We start from the raw sequence: 15,408 nt of genomic DNA on the forward strand, positions 1-15,408 counted from the left end.
AGCTTGCGCTCAGGCGGGGTCTCACCTATTCCACTTTTCCCGTCGGAGTCTTCGTCTTGCCCTCCAATCAACAGCTAAAACCTGCTAAATACATGAATTAACCCTTATTTATAAAAAATAAAAAACCGAACGAGTTAGATTTTCACCAAATCACTCGTTCGGTCTTTCATTTGGCTGAAATCCTTTTGTCTCAGCCCCATTCTCCAATATCTTAGATCCAACCTCTGAATCGGCAGGCTTCGGCCATTTTCCTTACCCCTACCATATAAGCGGCAAGCCTCATATCCACTCTTCTTGTTTGTGACGTTTCATAGACATTATTAAAAGAGTTTACGAGTATTTTTTCCAGCTTTTCTTCCACTTCTTCTTCGGTCCAGTAATAGCCTTGATTGTTTTGGACCCATTCGAAGTATGAAACCGTCACGCCGCCAGAAGAAGCTAATACATCAGGAACTAGAAGAATACCCCTATCAGTCAAGATTTTCGTGGCCTCCAATGTCGTTGGTCCATTAGCAGCCTCTACCACGATGCTCGCACGGATATTATGGGCATTTCTGTCCGTAATCTGATTTTCAATGGCTGCCGGTACAAGAATGTCGCAATCTAGTTCCAGGAGTTCTTCATTTGTAATCGTATTATTAAATAAATTCGTTACTGTGCCAAAGCTATCACGTCTGTCTAACAAGTAATCAATATCCAATCCTTCCTCGTCATGCAGACCACCATATGCATCTGAGATTCCAATCACCTTCGCGCCGGCGTCATGCATAAACTTGGCCAGGAAGCTTCCGGCATTCCCGAAGCCTTGCACGACCACCCTTGCACCTTCCAGTTTGATTCCCTTTTTCTTCGCAGCTTCGTGGATGCATATCGTCACTCCTTTGGCCGTTGCTGTTTCGCGGCCGTGAGATCCCCCGAGGACCAGTGGCTTACCTGTGATAAATCCAGGAGAATTGTATTCATCAATCCGACTATATTCATCCATCATCCAGGCCATGATCTGAGAGTTTGTGAAAACATCCGGTGCAGGAATGTCTTTGGATGGCCCGACAATCTGGCTGATGGCCCGTACATATCCACGGCTTAATCTTTCCAGCTCCCTGAATGACATATCCCGTGGATCACAGATGATCCCACCTTTTCCTCCCCCATAAGGAAGATCGACAATTCCGCACTTTAGGCTCATCCAGATCGAAAGCGCTTTAACTTCTTTTTCCGATACATTCGGATGAAAGCGAATCCCACCTTTAGTCGGCCCGACCGCATCATTATGCTGCGCACGGTATCCGGTAAACACTTTTACTTTTCCATCGTCCATGCGGACAGGTATTTTAACCGTTAACATGCGGACAGGTTCTTTAAGTAATTCATAAACTTCTTCTGAGTATCCTAATTTATCGAGTGCAAGATGAATAACCGTTTGTGTAGATTTCAGTACATCATGTTGATCTGATGCTTGATGATTTTCTTTCCCCTTTTCGGCTACCATGTATGTAAACCTCCCAGTATCCTTCACTGTTTAGCGGAACCTTGCCCGCTTTCATGACATAGTATACACGTTTGATTTCCTCTTGCAAAGAAGGAAAATTAAAAAAAGAGCAAAATAATGAAAACGCTGTCATTTAAGAAAAGTTCCCTCCGCTCCGCACCCCATCAGCACTCACCCAAAAGATCCCACTTAAAACTAAAAAACACCTTCAGGATCAACTGAAAGTGCTAAAAAAAATATTTCTCAAAACCATTAGGAAACGATATTAATATAGGGGGTAAAGATGCATAGCCTGGTCCTCGCGCGCTAGGCTAGAAATAAAACAATATCTTCTCAATGGAATCCCTGATAAGCACTGCACGGCCGTATTCCATCAGGATATATTTTGTAATCGTTGTTTGCCGACCATACTCGGTGCAAATCGCTTCCAGGATGAAGCTGTCTCCTTCAAGCAAATTCTCAATCAGGATATAGTACTTTTTTTCATAGAAATAAATGCTGCATTGAAAGAGGGCATTGTTCACCTTGCCCATCTGATTGATCCGTTTAAGAAGGGCAATTAGATCATCGAAATCATCGAAATACACGAGCACATCGTGATCATTCATGGATTTCATCAATTCGGTCCCTTCTTCCCAGTCAGAAAAATCATCTTCTGATTCCAATGTAAGGATCATGCAGATTTCATGGTCATCGAATGATTCGATTTCCACAGTGATCTCCATTTGTGTTTCGATGCCGAACTTCCCTTGCACTTCATCTAACATGTCTTCAAAAAGATCATGCCACATATAGGAATCTTTCCATTGGTCTTGTTCGAATAACCCTTTTTGTTCTAACTCTTCTACACTAATGGAAAATTTTATTTTATTGTCAGATATTCTTTCGAGCTTCATCTTCGTACCCCCTAGAGTGTGACGATTTATCATCATACTATGTAAGGGGCCGAAAACAGTGCATATTCGTATTATATTTTACTTTTAAGCCATTGTTCCCACTGGGCCTTGGATTGTCCCACGATATGTTCATCAAACTCTTCTTTTAAGTCTTTTGGGAGATGGTCTACAGCAAATCCGCCCATTCCAATGACCAGATTATTCCGCTCGTTCTTTAATGAAGTGACCAGAGATAGAAGGTTGTCTACATTTTCAAGGAGGGTGCAGGATAAGAATAGAAACTTTGGATTCACTTCGTCCAGCACGATGTCTATATCGTTTTCTTTTATGCTTGATCCCAGATAGATGACTTCAAATCCTTTTCTTCTTACGAAAAGGGTAAAAATCAACAATCCCAATTCATGCCATTCCCCCGGACCGCAGACCGCGACTACTTTAGGTAAGATGCCGTTATGCGGGAAAGAGTGCATGATGATACCGATTCTGGATCTGAGAATAGATGTAGCAAAATGCTCATGAGCCGTGGTGATTTCACCGTTTTCCCATAAATCACCGATTCTGACGAGGAGGCTTCCCAGAATGTCAATGACGACTTTATCTATTGTATATACAGAAAAAGACTGATTGATCAAATCGTGGGCTTTCGTTTCATCAAAACTTAATAAAGCCTTTAGTAAGTCATCCGAAATCGTTTGAGTACGATCCTTTTGTTCAGAGGAAGTGATCTCGTTTTCTTCAAGCTCCTGTTTATCCAGTAATGCTACCGCCTGGCTGATGGTAAATCCCTGATCAACCTTTTCAACAAGCCATTTCAATATATTTAAATGCTGTTCCGTGTAAAGGCGGTGACCCGATTCATTACGGACAGGGGCAATGATCTGATATCTTCTCTCCCATGCCCTTAAAGTACCTGGTTGAATCCCTAAAATGGTAGACACAGCTTTTATATTGTATTTTCCTTCTAACTTTTTTTCATTGCTCATCGATAGTCCCCCAAGTATTTCTCTTCTTATAAAAATTATAATCGAGAAACCTCTTTGTGTAAAATCTGTATAGGTAATGAATAACAAATGTTCATTTATTATTTGTCTAATATCAACAAATGCGTTTCCGCTGGTGCACCCAAGCGCAAGGGAATGGCGGTGGTCCCGTAGCCGTTGCTTACTAATAGGGTGGTCTCCGGGAGATTTTCAAGCCTCCCTTTTTTATACAATCCCCAACCGAACAATCGAATCTGACCTCCATGTGTGTGACCGCTTATCATGAGATCGATTCCATCTTCTTTACAAACCTGATTCAAAAGCCTTGGATCATGACTGACCAAAACATTGAATTCATCAGGGGATGCCTGGTCGAGTGCGAGTGGATAATTTGCCCGTTGGGTACTTGCATCATCTACCCCTATCAAGTTCATCATACCGTTATGCAGGGGAACCTTGACTGAAGTATTGACGATTTCAATGATTCCTTTTTCAATAAATATTTCCTTTAGCCTTGTGGTATTGACTTCATAATCATTATTTCCCCATACGAAGTAAACCTTACCTAATGACTGGAGTTTATCCAGATTCCCCTCAACCCTTGAAAAGGGAACCCCTTTTTCCAAAAGGTCCCCGCCGATGATGACGAAATCCGCTCTTCCCTTCACTTCTTCGATGATTTCATCCGAAATTTCACGTTTATGTATATCTGAAATAAAAAAGATCGTTACAGGCTGCATGTGGTCCGGAAAGCCTGGAAGCTTCACCTTTTCAATTTTCACTACGTTTCGACGTGCTTCATACAACATAATTAAGAGGAGAGTGACTCCCCCTGCCATTAAAATGATACATAATTCAAGCATTGTGGCCTCCTTGACGGCGAAAATCTATTGAAATAATACCATAAAAAAAGGCCGAACAGGAAAAAATCATCGTTTGCCAACCTCCATGAACGCTCAATGCAAAGATCAGTCCGATATGAAATGGGATGATCACCAATTCTTTATGTAGTCTTCCATTCCATAATTGTATCACGGAATGAATTTCAGTTTTCAAGACATTCCCCTGTACCAAGAGGCCGATCATAAAGGCGATGGAAGCAGCGAAGAACTGAATCGGGTTCAGAACCAATTCAACAATGAACTCTGGTTCAGTCAGGCGTTCTGTTACAGGAAACCATGTAATGAACAGATACCCTAAAAGAAACGTGATTATCAGTTTCACAAAAAGATTGATCAAAAAAATCCCTCCCATAAATCTTATGAGAGGGATTTTTTTTCATACTGGATTTTATTCACTACTTATTCGTCTTCATGGATATCGAGGATGCGGAATCCCGATTTCTCCAGTTTATTAAGAAATTTCTCCATATTGTCTTTCTTTTCTACTTTAAGAACAATACGTCGGAGTAATTTATCGGTTTCATCAAAGGTCACCAGGGATATGACCGATTCAGAGTGCTGCTGAATGATGTCACCAAGGCGAGCGATACGTCCTTCGGTTTCTACAGAAGAGAAGGCGATGCGTACACCTTTCTGATCCATCCCGAATGCACTTCTAAATTGATCCAGGACATCAAAACGGGTAATGAGTCCAAGGAATACATGGTTGTCCCCGACCACAGGGAGGATCGGTGAATCCTTTAATTCTATTAATGCATTTTCAAATACATCCTTATCTGTAATGTATTTGTCCGAATTTGTGATAATATCCCGGGCTTTTTTCTCCTTGAGAAAGGCTTTCTTTTCCATACCGGATTGGAAGAAGCTCTGATAAATATTGTATCGGGTCGCCACACCTTTAAACTGATCATCTGAGAGGACCGGCACCCCGTCAATTTTATGATGCTCGAGAACCGTCAGCGTTTTTTCCAGTGAATCATTTTCGTCTACCACATAGCATTTGTGTTTTGGTATCATCGCATTTTTAACAAACATTTGACCACCTCATCATTTATATCCTTCCCCTTATCTATTCAACATTTTCACCGTATTTTCCTTCAACATTATGAATTAAAATAAATTAACATGTTCCCCCACCCACGTTCATATGTTGTTACGAAGGATTTTGTTTAAAGGAGGGATAATCATGCAGGAATTTTATAAAGCGTATTATCCGTATGTAAGTCCGTTCGATCCGTGCAAACCCATTACACGAAAGGTATATTCTACACCACCTAACCTTTACCTGGGGTTCCAGCCACCGAACTTAGAACAATATTCTCCGAAAGAAGCCCTGCAAAAGGGGACCCTTTGGAAAGTGTTTTATGACCCTTACTACAGTCCCTATGAAAAAACGAAGGGAGAGTAACCGAATATGAAACAGCTTCCTCCCCATTACTATGAGGTGCTAGAAGAATTGCAGGCCGTCGATTTTGTCATCGTGGACCTCACACTTTATCTGGATACCCATCCGGAAGATTTCGAAGCGATCTCCCAATACAATATGTATATTAAGACGCGAAAACAGATAAAAAAGAAATTCGAAAAGGAATTTGGCCCACTGACCCATTATGGGTACAGCTACTCCAATTATCCTTGGGATTGGAAGGATGCACCTTGGCCATGGCAAGTTTAATGATATAGAGGAGGTTCAGGACAATGTGGGTTTATGAAAAGAAGCTTCAATACCCTGTCAGGGTAAGTACTTGCAACCCTAAATTGGCAAAATTTCTAATTGAACAGTATGGAGGGGCAGACGGAGAGCTTGCCGCTGCTCTCAGGTATCTCAATCAACGTTATTCAATACCTGATAAGGTGATTGGATTATTAACAGATATCGGGACAGAAGAATTTGCTCATCTGGAAATGATTGCAACGATGGTTTATAAATTAATCAAAGATGCCACACCTGATCAGATGAAGGAAGCGGGACTTGATCCCCATTATGTCAATCATGATGGAGCCATTTTTTATCAGAATGCGGCAGGCGTCCCGTTTACCACAGCATATATTGCAGCTAAAGGGGATCCGATCGCAGATTTATATGAAGACATCGCCGCAGAAGAGAAAGCAAGGGCTACGTATCAATGGATCATTAATATGAGTGATGATCCGGATCTGAATGACGGCCTGCGCTTTTTAAGGGAGCGGGAGATCATCCATTCCCAGCGCTTCCGCGAAGCTGTGGAAATACTTAAGGAAGAAAGAGATAAAAAGATCTTCTTTTGATTTTTCGGGTTTTATGGCTCATGGCAAATGTGATGGGCCAGCCCCTTTACTATCCCGTTCCCCCTGGATTTAAGGTCCGCTTACTTGCTCCCATGAAACAGATTAATGTCCCATTCTTTTTTTAATTTATCATACACATGATGCCTTTTTTTCCAGGCTTCTTCTTTCCATAAATCTTTGCTTCGATCGATGACTTCACATCTTAAATCATGGAATTCCTTTTCCTTTTTTTCCTTTTTTTCAAATAATATTTTAGTCGCACCAAAAAGGACAACCAGTATAAGTGTCATGAACAGGTGCAACGAATTCGAGACAAAGACGGAGAACATTGCGGCAAACGAATAAGAATAAGGATTCAGTACAAATTTCGTCATATAATACAGGAAGAAGAATGATGCAAATAATGTTCCCCATAAGGTGTAGAGATGCATGGTTTTCGCTTTGTCAAACTTTCGCTTTTTTTCAATCAGGTTATGTAACATCTGTTCCGTCGCTTGATCCGTCCATTCCCCAAACTCCTTGCCTGAACGATCCATCCACTATCCTCCCCTTTCCTCCCTATAGTGTATGAGCTTGTCCGTAGAGATAGAATCAGCTCATAAAAAAAGGGTCCTCCTAAAGAGGAACCTCTATTCACCTGCTATCAACCAAATAGCTGCTTCTTACTGCGGGAATCGCATACTTCCCTGAATTCGTTAAGAAGTTCATCAAATATGGCATCCCAGGATTGCTTTTCTGCCATTTGTAATGCTTTTCGTTTCATGTACTGAAGACGGTCTTCATCCAACATATCGATAATATGATGGATGAAAGACTGATACCGGTGAGCTTCTGCCATTCTCCCAGTCTGGTTATGCTCCACGATATTCGTCACTCCCCCCTTATTTGCCACTACCGCCGGCAAGCCGGATGCAAAGGCCTCCAATACGACATTACCGAAAGTTTCTGAAGCAGAAGGGAAGACAAATAAATCGGATGATGCATATATCCCCGCTAATTCATCCCCTGTGGCATAGCCTGTGAAAGTGACATCTTCCCCTCTTGTCTTTTCCATGAGTTCTTTCTTCATGGGTCCATCACCAACAATAAGCCAGTGTACCTGATCCTTCACCTCTTCGGGAAGGTATTTTATCGTTTTCTCTAATGTGTCTAAATCTTTCTCAGGAGCCAACCTCCCGACATATAACAGGATATATTTCTTTTCAATTTTATATTTTTCCCTTAAGGAATCATTTCGCTTCTCCGGTGTATAGGCAGAACAATCGACCCCCCTGCCCCATATCGACAAATCAGAAAAGCCTTGACCTTCAAGATGCAGCTTCGTTTCTTCTGAAGGTACAAATATTCGATCAGCTTGTGAATAGAACCACTTCATATATTTCCAAAGCAAAGGGGAAGCCCACATCATCCTGTAATAATTCAGGTACATATCAAAGTGGGTGTGATAGGAGGCAACCAAGGGGATCTGCATTTTCTTTGCACCGCGTATCCCGTTAAGCCCCATTGTAAGAGGGGTTGTGACATGAATCAGAGAAGGGGAAAAATCTCTTAGCTGTTTTACAATGGTCTTTGGATTTGCGATTGCGGCCCTGCACTCAGGATAAAGAAAAAAGGGAAAGCTCGTGAACGAGTGTACATTGGGATACGATGATTTCTGATCGTGAAGATCCGGAACGAATACTTTGTATTCAATCCTTCTTTTCTCATAGTGATCGGTCAGTCTTTTTAATGTCCTTGCCACTCCATTTACTTGAGGATGGTACGTATCGGAAAAAAGGGCCACTCTCATATACAATTCCTCCTATATACGTCGTTGAATTTCACACATTCATATCGTCATCAGAAAAACAGCATCACCATCATAGCCGTTGCGAATGCAAGAAATGCCCCTGCTAATACATCAGAGGGGTAGTGTACTCCAAGGACGACTCTTGAATACCCTACTAGCCAGCTTAAAGGAAATAGAACGAGCATGGTGATCGGGTAATGAATCATAAATGGGATGGTGATAGAGAAAATGGCCGTTGAATGACCGGTTGGAAAAGAGTGATCTTTGAATTCATATCCGTGAATGACTGCGTCGGGCAAAGTCAAATACGGCCGAATTCGTTTAACCCCCTTTTTTACAAACGTCATCAGGAAATGGCTGAGAATGAGGGAAATCATCGCAACGATGACTGTATGCTTGATTTCTGTATAATACTGACAAAGGATAAACAGGATAAGGATGGAACTTATCGTGAGCCTGGCTCCCCCCAGATGTGTCACATACCCAAATAATGATCGGTACAGTTCTTTACTAGCATTGATTCTGTAAAATAACTTATCATCAGCCTGCCGAAAGCGCGTCAACATTCTGTCCACCATATCACTCCTCTTTCCTGTAGTAATACTGTCATCTTTAGTATATTTTCATTTTGTGTTCCTTCTCTTAATGCAATGTAAATTTTATAGAAAGATGTTGCAAAGAAATGTAAATAAAAAACCCCCACCCAAAATAAATGGGGATGGGGGTTATTATTGATCTAATGGAATTTCCAACACTTGCCCTGTCTGAATATCATTATCCTGAATCTTATTCCATTCTTTGATGCGATCGACACCTGATGGTGAATTGTAGTAATTCATTGCAATTCGAAAGAGTGTTTCCTTAGGTTTCACCGTGTGGTACACAATTTTGACCTCTGGCTCTTCTTTTGGCTCTTCTTTTGGCTCTTCTTTTGGCTCTTCTTTTGGTTCCTCTTTAACGCTTTCTTTAGCTTGTGGAGGAGAAGCTGGTTGATTTTTGACGTTAGCAGTAGAATTGGACTTTTCTGCTGATTCATTCTGGTCCTTTTCTTCAACCGTACCCTCTTCTTTGGAATTCACTGCTTCTTCACTCTCTTCTTGATTGGTTTCAGATTGGTCATATCGGACTTCAACAACATCATCTGCATCTTCTGACAAGACGACCAGTGGACCATTTCTGTTATCAAAATAAGAGTATATGCTAAATACAGTCAGTGGCATTAAAATAAAAAATAAAAGGAGCATGCTGATCAACGGGTGTTTCATTTTCCAATTTTTCTTTTTTTGTTTCTCTCTATGGAGCTCACTTCTCGGGGGAAGGGGCTCCCTTTTTTTGACGGGGCGTTCGTCAGGGACTTTTTCAATTCTTTTTTTCAGTTTCGCTGCCTGATCTCTATATGGGTCTTTACTCATGAGACATCCCTTCTTTACTTCTTTGTCTTCCATTCTTACGCATATGTAATCCCAGTAAAAAATCGATGACAAAGTGCATGATGATTGTAACTAATAAATTTTCTGTGATTTCGTAAATAAAACCGATCCAAAAGCTGAGCAATACAATATTGATGACAAGAAACCAGTGAGCCCAATACCTGAAATGTATAAGCGCAAAAATGATGCTTGAAATGATCAGTCCTAAATGAAATTGGAGCACACCCCTGAATAATATTTCTTCACTCACACTAATGAAAAAAGCTAAAAGGGCAATCTCTCCCATGCTTCTATTCGTGAAGATTTGGGCGTTAACCCCACCATCATCATAGTATTTCGCAGGTAACACCTTCATTAGGAAGATATCGATCATGACAATCATTAAGCCACTTGACATCCCAATCGTGAAGATGTTCCAAGAAAGGTGAAATTGCCCCCAGAAATCTGACACTGAGTCAAATAAAAATATACCTGATCCGCATGCAATCGTTAATAGTAAAAATTGAGTGAAATATAAATGGAAGGTTAATTGCTTCTTTGTAAGTTGTTGAATGATTTCCCCTTGTTTCTGCATCGTTACCACTTATCCTAATAGTAATTTTTCTAACCTTTTTTCCCAATTGGCAGGTTCCTGATCTTGTGAATTCAACGTGATGGATTCACTCTTAAATTCTTTTGGTGAATAACCGCATACATCACAGCAGAATGGATTCTCCTCTTCATGTCTTTCATTGAAATAATGTAGGAGCTTCTGTCTTCTGCATGTCCCGTCCTGTAGCCAGTGGACCATGATGTTAAGCTTCTCCTTTTTGTATTGTAAACGATTGTTCCGTATTTGTTTCACTTTTTCTAGTAATCTATCTTGGTTATGACCCCGCCCACTGGTCAATTCTTCTGTATAATAAGTAAGAAACCGGTACTGCACATCGGTCAGCTGCAGCTGTTCGATTAAGTCTTTGCTATGTCCCTTGGTCCATCCTTCTACAAACCCATGAATTTGATCATCTTCAGGTAGTTCACTTTGGATAAGCTGCAATGGCAAAGATAGATCCTGTTCAGAGTATAGAACGACAGAAACACTATTATTGCCATCACGGCCAGCCCTCCCGATTTCTTGTAAAAACGCTTCTATGCTTGACGGGAAATGAAAATGAATCACGAACCGGATGTCCTCTTTATTTACGCCCATCCCAAAAGCAGAGGTAGCACATATCATTCTCAGCTTACCCGAAATAAATTGCTGTTGGATAAGAATCCGTTCCTCTTGTTCCATGCCCCCATGATAGTGGGCAACCCCTGACACTCCGTTCTCAGATAGCCAGATGGCAACATCTTCAGCCATTCGTTTGCTCGAGAAGTAGACAATTCCGGGACCACCCCAGGCCGACACATATTCTAAGAGGCTATTCAATTTGTCATTTTGACCGGAAACCTTCTCGACAAATAATCCTATATTTCCACGGTCGACTGAATAGACCATTTCAACTGCATGCTCCATTTGAAGGACTTCTTGAATATCCTCCCTGACTTCCTCCGTGGCGGTCGCAGTCAATGCCAGGGTGGTGGGATTCCCGATCTTCCCCTTCAGCTCTCCCAACTTAAGATAATCCGGCCTAAAATCAGGTCCCCATTGGGAAATGCAATGAGCCTCATCAATTACGAATAGTTCAATTTTCAATGTCATGAGGGAAGTTAACACACTGTTGTTCATTACCATTTCAGGAGAAATGAAAATGAACTTATACTTGTGTAACTGTTCCAATGCTGTTCTTCTTTCAGTAAATGGAAGAAACGAATTCAGTGCGATGACCCGTTTTTCCCCCATCACTTTCATCTGTTCCACTTGATCCTGCATCAAGGAGAGTAACGGAGAGATAATCAAGACATGCCCTTCCAGCAGATACCCTGGTAATTGATAACACAATGATTTTCCGGTGCCCGTCGGAAGCATAGCTAGCGTATCCCGGTGATTTAATACAGAACGGATGATATCTTCCTGCCCTTTTCTAAAAGATGAATAACCGAATCTCTTCTTAAGTTCTAGTGATAAATTCACGTGTCTCACCTGCCTTCGCAATCGCCACCCGGATTTGAAAATAAGTCAATTGAGGTAGCTTTTCTTTAATGGGCTTCAGTCTTTTTGTTTTTTCTTTTTTCATCACATCGAGGACCTTCACATAATCTTCCCGGGTAATGAATGGGTCAATGGCCAGATCTTCTTGTGTAAGGATCAATTCGATGACATGATCTTCTATGGTATTCTGCTTCAATTTTCGGATCCTCGAAATTTCTTCAAGGGAATGGCCCCTCTTATACAAGTCGTAGGTCTTACTCGTTGATATCGTTAAGTTTTGTCTAGAATCATTTTTCAAGCTGATGGAATATAATAAAGGATAGTTTGATGGTTCACTTTCTATTTCCGCCAGCATACGATGAAGCAGGTTAAGGAATTCGAAGCGAAATTCTTCTTTATCCATTTCCAGCATGTTTGCCACCTGCAATTCGGTCCAACCGTAGTCTTGATATCCCGTCAACCGGTAGATAAGTAGGGATGGATCACTTTCTTGGGTATGCAAGATGCTTGAGAGCTCCTTAAAAAGAATACTTGAAAGTTTATCATTATCAGGATTGGTTCGGATACAGTTCTTTACCCACTCCTGGATGACCCTGTTCCGTTGAACAGGGAAATAGACGGTTTCATTCCTCTTACCATTGGAGAGTACTTGAACGAGAAGGCTCAGCCTCATCCAAAACAGACGGGTTTGATCACCATAGAGGAGCCCGTTCATAGCAGAAGGAAATCGAGCATCCTGAAAATGTTCTTTTACGTCTTTTAAGCCTTTTTCTGTCACGAGGGCATTATCACTATTCCCAAGGGTAATACACCCAGCGTTCTCAAGCTCTTTTATCTTCTGATTAAAAAAGGATCGTTTCAACTTTGGTAACGAAAGAAAGAATGGCTGTAAGTGAAAGATATGTGCATCCTGAATCGATTGGGAAGACTTCTTCCCTTTTAAGATATGGTATACAGAGTAAATCGAGCGTTCCCCATTGATTGACATAAAACAATATAGAATCACATAATTAAGATAGGTCAATTCTCTACTCCTTAATATGTAGGTTATTGTCAAATATTGTACCATGAATTTGGCTTTTCACCATGTTTTGTTTTTCTTATATAGGATAAAAATAAAAAGAGAGCACCTAACTATTGAAAAGTCATTCAATCCTCTATAAAATAAACATTAAGTGATTTTTCACAAATTGACATTGTGTATAATGATGAATTATATAGAATTATTTTTTCGGGAGGTTTTTTCTTTGCCAAAATATACGATCGTTGACAAGGATACATGCATTGCATGTGGAGCATGTGGGGCTGCCGCTCCAGATATTTACGACTATGATGATGAAGGTATTGCATTTGTAACATTAGATGATAACCAGGGGACGGTCGAAGTTCCTGACGTATTGGAAGATGATATGGTCGATGCATTCGAAGGCTGTCCGACAGATTCCATTAAAATTTCTGAAGAACCGTTCGATGGAGATGCACTTAAATTTGAATAGCAGGGATGAAGGCTAAGGAGGAATATTCCCTTAGCCTTTTCTTTTGGGGTTCTACAAAATAAAAACCCTTCAACTATAGTTGAAGGGTTCATTTTATATGATCACTATGCCGCTTTGTTAAAGGCCACTTGTCTTGACAACCAGCCTTGAAGGCGGACGAACAGTAAGGTGAAAACAGTAGTTATCAAAATCCCTTTCAGGATGTTGAATGGAACGATTCCCGTAATGATGATTTCAGCAGGAAGCTCAAAATTCATGAAGTATTTATAAGCAGGAAGGAACACAAAATAATTTAATATCCCCATGCTTATACTCATTACGACTGTTCCTGTAATTAATCCAATCAACAAGCCTTTTTTTGATTGGGAACGTGAATAGATATAATAGGTCGGAAGAATAAGGAGCACTCCCGCTATAAAGTTAGCTGCATGACCAATCGGAACACCTGTATCGCTTCCAGTCATGACATAATCAATCACGTTTTTAAATAGTTCCACCAATATTCCAGCAAGCGGGCCTAATGTAACCGTCGCAATTAAAGCAGGTACATCACTGAAATCGACCATTAAGAATTTTGGAAATGGTGGTATTGGGAAGTTGAACAACATTAACACATACGAAATGGCACTTAACATACCAACTGTGACAAACATGCGTGTATTCATTTTTTTCATAAACTCTCTCTCCTTTAGGAGATTCATCTCATTTCGAAGATGGTTCCGACCAAAGGGTAGCATTAAAAAACTCCTAGATACTTCTATCTAAGAGAATGAAAGGCATACCCTAATAAACGTTCAGCTTCCCATTTCTAAACGTCCTGGCATAAACCTTCATCTTCTCCCATCCAGACTATACTGTCGGCTTTGGAATCACACCAAATCCTGCCCCTAAAGGCTCGCGGGCTTAGAAACAACTGTTTCATCACCGCCGGTAGGGAATTTCACCCTGCCCCGAAGACGAATCTTTATTTTATTGTACATTTACATTATACATAATGTGAAGGAGAATGTGAAGATAAAAAGCTCGAATTCGAACTATATCAACATATCTTTATGTAAAGGACCTATGGAATGGTCATTGCACCTTTAGAACTTGTTTAGGGTAAATGGCTGCATGCAAATCCAGATCATTCTTTTGAACCAGTTCATCAATATCGACTCCCTGAGCCAGGGAAATGGAAGATAATGTATCCCCCTTCTTTACAACGTACCGACCATTTTGGGACGCTGCCGGTATCTTCAGAATCTGGTTGATTCCTATATCGGTGTTCTTTAATGCGTTTTCTGACATGATCTCTTCTATTGACACGGCGTACGTTTGAGATATCCCCCAGAGGGTTTCTCCTTTATGAACGGTATGCACATGCACATCTTCATTCAGAATTACTTTAGGAGTACCGGCTACATCCACCGTCCGGAAGGGGTCCTTTTCTTTCGCAAAGACCAGTTGACCGACTTCACCGTTTCCAAATACACGATAGGGATCGATGGCATTTTCCTTATCGATTGTCCATTCCCCCTTATGAATTTCGAAGTGGAGATGGGCACCGGTCGATCTTCCCGTATCCCCTAAGGTGCCTAGCTGTGCTCCTTGGGCCACTTGCTGATTTTCGTCCACCAATCTGCTCTCAAGGTGAGCATAGACTGTTTCATATCCGTTTTCATGTCTGATGAACACAACATGACCATAACTTTTAGAAAGATAAGACTTACTCACTGTCCCTTTCCCTACAGAATAGACGGGGGATCCTATCTCTCCTCCGATGTCCATACCCTTATGTGTACCATCTCTTGTACCAAATGAATCTGTAATCGTCCCTTCCACTGGAAATATCCAGGATTCGGTATCCTTTGTTACCTCATCCCCTTCTGCCACAGCCTCTTTCCCGGTTAAGAACATGACGCTTACACATACTGACAAGATAAAAACGACGAAAAGCCTACTTGCATAATCGAAAATCATGCTTGTCCTCCTTAATAGTTTTGACTGGCCCACCTTCGATTTCTATGTATTACACCATTCTAACCTTTTACCACTCATAACATGCATATATCACTGCCAAATTACAAAACCATATACAATTC

19 protein-coding genes and 1 riboswitch are annotated in these 15,408 nt (G+C 41.0%); of the genes, 4 read left to right on the forward strand and 15 right to left on the reverse strand.

Features of this window, described 5'->3' with window-relative positions:
- Positions 1-211: 211 nt before the first annotated feature.
- The 6 genes from KYJ26_RS15970 to KYJ26_RS15995 form a co-directional block, all read right to left on the reverse strand.
- Entirely contained in the window at positions 212-1,489 is a 1,278-nt protein-coding gene (locus KYJ26_RS15970; RefSeq protein WP_219168365.1) for a Glu/Leu/Phe/Val family dehydrogenase, read from the reverse strand.
- A gap of 311 nt (positions 1,490-1,800) precedes the next feature.
- Positions 1,801-2,385: an adaptor protein MecA gene (locus tag KYJ26_RS15975; RefSeq protein ID WP_219168366.1), complete on the reverse strand. Its 585-nt coding sequence runs from the start codon at positions 2,383-2,385 to the stop codon at positions 1,801-1,803.
- A 71-nt stretch (positions 2,386-2,456) separates the two neighbouring features.
- Entirely contained in the window at positions 2,457-3,368 is a 912-nt protein-coding gene (locus tag KYJ26_RS15980) for a MerR family transcriptional regulator (protein WP_219168367.1), read from the reverse strand.
- 98 nt (positions 3,369-3,466) lie between these two features.
- Positions 3,467-4,228, reverse strand: a complete 762-nt coding sequence (locus tag KYJ26_RS15985; RefSeq protein WP_219168368.1) for a metallophosphoesterase — start codon at positions 4,226-4,228, stop codon at positions 3,467-3,469.
- Positions 4,221-4,604 (reverse strand): hypothetical protein, encoded by a 384-nt coding sequence (locus KYJ26_RS15990; RefSeq protein WP_219168369.1) that lies wholly within the window; start codon positions 4,602-4,604, stop codon positions 4,221-4,223. The genes KYJ26_RS15985 and KYJ26_RS15990 overlap by 8 nt, the downstream gene beginning before the upstream one ends.
- Before the next feature lie 62 nt (positions 4,605-4,666).
- Positions 4,667-5,302, reverse strand: coding sequence for a CBS domain-containing protein (locus KYJ26_RS15995; RefSeq protein WP_219168370.1), 636 nt, complete (start codon positions 5,300-5,302; stop codon positions 4,667-4,669).
- Positions 5,303-5,453: 151 nt separating this feature from the next.
- On the opposite strand from KYJ26_RS15995, the gene KYJ26_RS16000 reads away from it, so the two are divergent.
- Genes KYJ26_RS16000 through KYJ26_RS16010 form a run of 3 tightly spaced genes read left to right on the forward strand, consistent with a single transcriptional unit; the run spans position 5,454 to position 6,535 of the window.
- The gene (locus KYJ26_RS16000) at positions 5,454-5,675 is read left to right on the forward strand and encodes a spore coat associated protein CotJA (RefSeq protein ID WP_219168371.1); all 222 of its coding nucleotides are present in this window, start codon (positions 5,454-5,456) and stop codon (positions 5,673-5,675) included.
- A gap of 6 nt (positions 5,676-5,681) precedes the next feature.
- Positions 5,682-5,942 carry a spore coat protein CotJB gene (locus KYJ26_RS16005; RefSeq protein WP_219168372.1) on the forward strand — a complete coding sequence of 87 codons (261 nt, stop codon included), beginning with the start codon at positions 5,682-5,684 and terminating at the stop codon, positions 5,940-5,942.
- A gap of 23 nt (positions 5,943-5,965) precedes the next feature.
- A complete protein-coding gene (locus KYJ26_RS16010) occupies positions 5,966-6,535 on the forward strand; it encodes a manganese catalase family protein (RefSeq protein ID WP_219168373.1) in 570 nt (189 codons plus the stop codon).
- An 80-nt stretch (positions 6,536-6,615) separates the two neighbouring features.
- Here the strand turns inward: KYJ26_RS16010 and KYJ26_RS16015 are convergent, their stop codons facing one another.
- The 7 genes from KYJ26_RS16015 to KYJ26_RS16045 form a co-directional block, all read right to left on the reverse strand.
- Positions 6,616-7,071 (reverse strand): DUF2663 family protein, encoded by a 456-nt coding sequence (locus KYJ26_RS16015; RefSeq protein ID WP_219168374.1) that lies wholly within the window; start codon positions 7,069-7,071, stop codon positions 6,616-6,618.
- Positions 7,072-7,178: 107 nt separating this feature from the next.
- Positions 7,179-8,324 (reverse strand): glycosyltransferase family 4 protein, encoded by a 1,146-nt coding sequence (locus KYJ26_RS16020; protein WP_219168375.1) that lies wholly within the window; start codon positions 8,322-8,324, stop codon positions 7,179-7,181.
- Between the two features lie 50 nt (positions 8,325-8,374).
- Positions 8,375-8,902 carry a phosphatase PAP2 family protein gene (locus KYJ26_RS16025; RefSeq protein WP_219168376.1) on the reverse strand — a complete coding sequence of 176 codons (528 nt, stop codon included), beginning with the start codon at positions 8,900-8,902 and terminating at the stop codon, positions 8,375-8,377.
- Positions 8,903-9,052: 150 nt separating this feature from the next.
- A complete protein-coding gene (locus KYJ26_RS16030; RefSeq protein WP_219168377.1) occupies positions 9,053-9,736 on the reverse strand; it encodes a LysM peptidoglycan-binding domain-containing protein in 684 nt (227 codons plus the stop codon).
- A complete protein-coding gene (locus KYJ26_RS16035; RefSeq protein ID WP_219168378.1) occupies positions 9,729-10,328 on the reverse strand; it encodes a CPBP family intramembrane glutamic endopeptidase in 600 nt (199 codons plus the stop codon). The genes KYJ26_RS16030 and KYJ26_RS16035 overlap by 8 nt, the downstream gene beginning before the upstream one ends.
- Before the next feature lie 9 nt (positions 10,329-10,337).
- Positions 10,338-11,810 (reverse strand): RecQ family ATP-dependent DNA helicase, encoded by a 1,473-nt coding sequence (locus tag KYJ26_RS16040; protein WP_219168379.1) that lies wholly within the window; start codon positions 11,808-11,810, stop codon positions 10,338-10,340.
- On the reverse strand, positions 11,788-12,852 hold the full coding sequence (locus KYJ26_RS16045; protein ID WP_219168380.1) for a YpbB family protein: 1,065 nt from the start codon (positions 12,850-12,852) through the stop codon (positions 11,788-11,790). Before KYJ26_RS16045 ends, KYJ26_RS16040 begins: the two co-directional genes overlap by 23 nt.
- Positions 12,853-13,075: 223 nt before the next feature.
- Between KYJ26_RS16045 and KYJ26_RS16050 the strand changes: the two genes are divergently transcribed.
- Positions 13,076-13,324 carry a ferredoxin gene (locus KYJ26_RS16050; RefSeq protein WP_138775684.1) on the forward strand — a complete coding sequence of 83 codons (249 nt, stop codon included), beginning with the start codon at positions 13,076-13,078 and terminating at the stop codon, positions 13,322-13,324.
- A 104-nt stretch (positions 13,325-13,428) separates the two neighbouring features.
- Here the strand turns inward: KYJ26_RS16050 and KYJ26_RS16055 are convergent, their stop codons facing one another.
- Both KYJ26_RS16055 and KYJ26_RS16060 read right to left on the reverse strand, forming a co-directional pair.
- Positions 13,429-13,998, reverse strand: coding sequence for an ECF transporter S component (locus KYJ26_RS16055; RefSeq protein ID WP_219168381.1), 570 nt, complete (start codon positions 13,996-13,998; stop codon positions 13,429-13,431).
- Between the two features lie 154 nt (positions 13,999-14,152).
- Positions 14,153-14,286: riboswitch (FMN riboswitch) on the reverse strand.
- Between the two features lie 112 nt (positions 14,287-14,398).
- Positions 14,399-15,286 (reverse strand): peptidoglycan DD-metalloendopeptidase family protein, encoded by an 888-nt coding sequence (locus KYJ26_RS16060; protein WP_257475083.1) that lies wholly within the window; start codon positions 15,284-15,286, stop codon positions 14,399-14,401.
- Between the last annotated feature and the right edge of the window lie 122 nt (positions 15,287-15,408).

The sequence above is a fragment of the Rossellomorea orangium genome (assembly GCF_019334305.1).
In the GTDB taxonomy this organism is placed as follows: domain Bacteria; phylum Bacillota; class Bacilli; order Bacillales; family Bacillaceae_B; genus Rossellomorea.

Coding starts and splice junctions, on each gene's coding strand:
- KYJ26_RS15970 (WP_219168365.1), bottom strand. CDS start 1,489: ATGGTAGCCGAAAAGGGGAAAGAAAATCATCAAGCATCAGATCAACAT.
- KYJ26_RS15975 (WP_219168366.1), bottom strand. CDS start 2,385: ATGAAGCTCGAAAGAATATCTGACAATAAAATAAAATTTTCCATTAGT.
- KYJ26_RS15980 (WP_219168367.1), bottom strand. CDS start 3,368: ATGAGCAATGAAAAAAAGTTAGAAGGAAAATACAATATAAAAGCTGTG.
- KYJ26_RS15985 (WP_219168368.1), bottom strand. CDS start 4,228: ATGCTTGAATTATGTATCATTTTAATGGCAGGGGGAGTCACTCTCCTC.
- KYJ26_RS15995 (WP_219168370.1), bottom strand. CDS start 5,302: ATGTTTGTTAAAAATGCGATGATACCAAAACACAAATGCTATGTGGTA.
- KYJ26_RS16000 (WP_219168371.1), top strand. CDS start 5,454: ATGCAGGAATTTTATAAAGCGTATTATCCGTATGTAAGTCCGTTCGAT.
- KYJ26_RS16005 (WP_219168372.1), top strand. CDS start 5,682: ATGAAACAGCTTCCTCCCCATTACTATGAGGTGCTAGAAGAATTGCAG.
- KYJ26_RS16010 (WP_219168373.1), top strand. CDS start 5,966: ATGTGGGTTTATGAAAAGAAGCTTCAATACCCTGTCAGGGTAAGTACT.
- KYJ26_RS16015 (WP_219168374.1), bottom strand. CDS start 7,071: ATGGATCGTTCAGGCAAGGAGTTTGGGGAATGGACGGATCAAGCGACG.
- KYJ26_RS16020 (WP_219168375.1), bottom strand. CDS start 8,324: ATGAGAGTGGCCCTTTTTTCCGATACGTACCATCCTCAAGTAAATGGA.
- KYJ26_RS16025 (WP_219168376.1), bottom strand. CDS start 8,902: ATGGTGGACAGAATGTTGACGCGCTTTCGGCAGGCTGATGATAAGTTA.
- KYJ26_RS16030 (WP_219168377.1), bottom strand. CDS start 9,736: ATGAGTAAAGACCCATATAGAGATCAGGCAGCGAAACTGAAAAAAAGA.
- KYJ26_RS16035 (WP_219168378.1), bottom strand. CDS start 10,328: ATGCAGAAACAAGGGGAAATCATTCAACAACTTACAAAGAAGCAATTA.
- KYJ26_RS16055 (WP_219168381.1), bottom strand. CDS start 13,998: ATGAAAAAAATGAATACACGCATGTTTGTCACAGTTGGTATGTTAAGT.
- KYJ26_RS16060 (WP_257475083.1), bottom strand. CDS start 15,286: ATGATTTTCGATTATGCAAGTAGGCTTTTCGTCGTTTTTATCTTGTCA.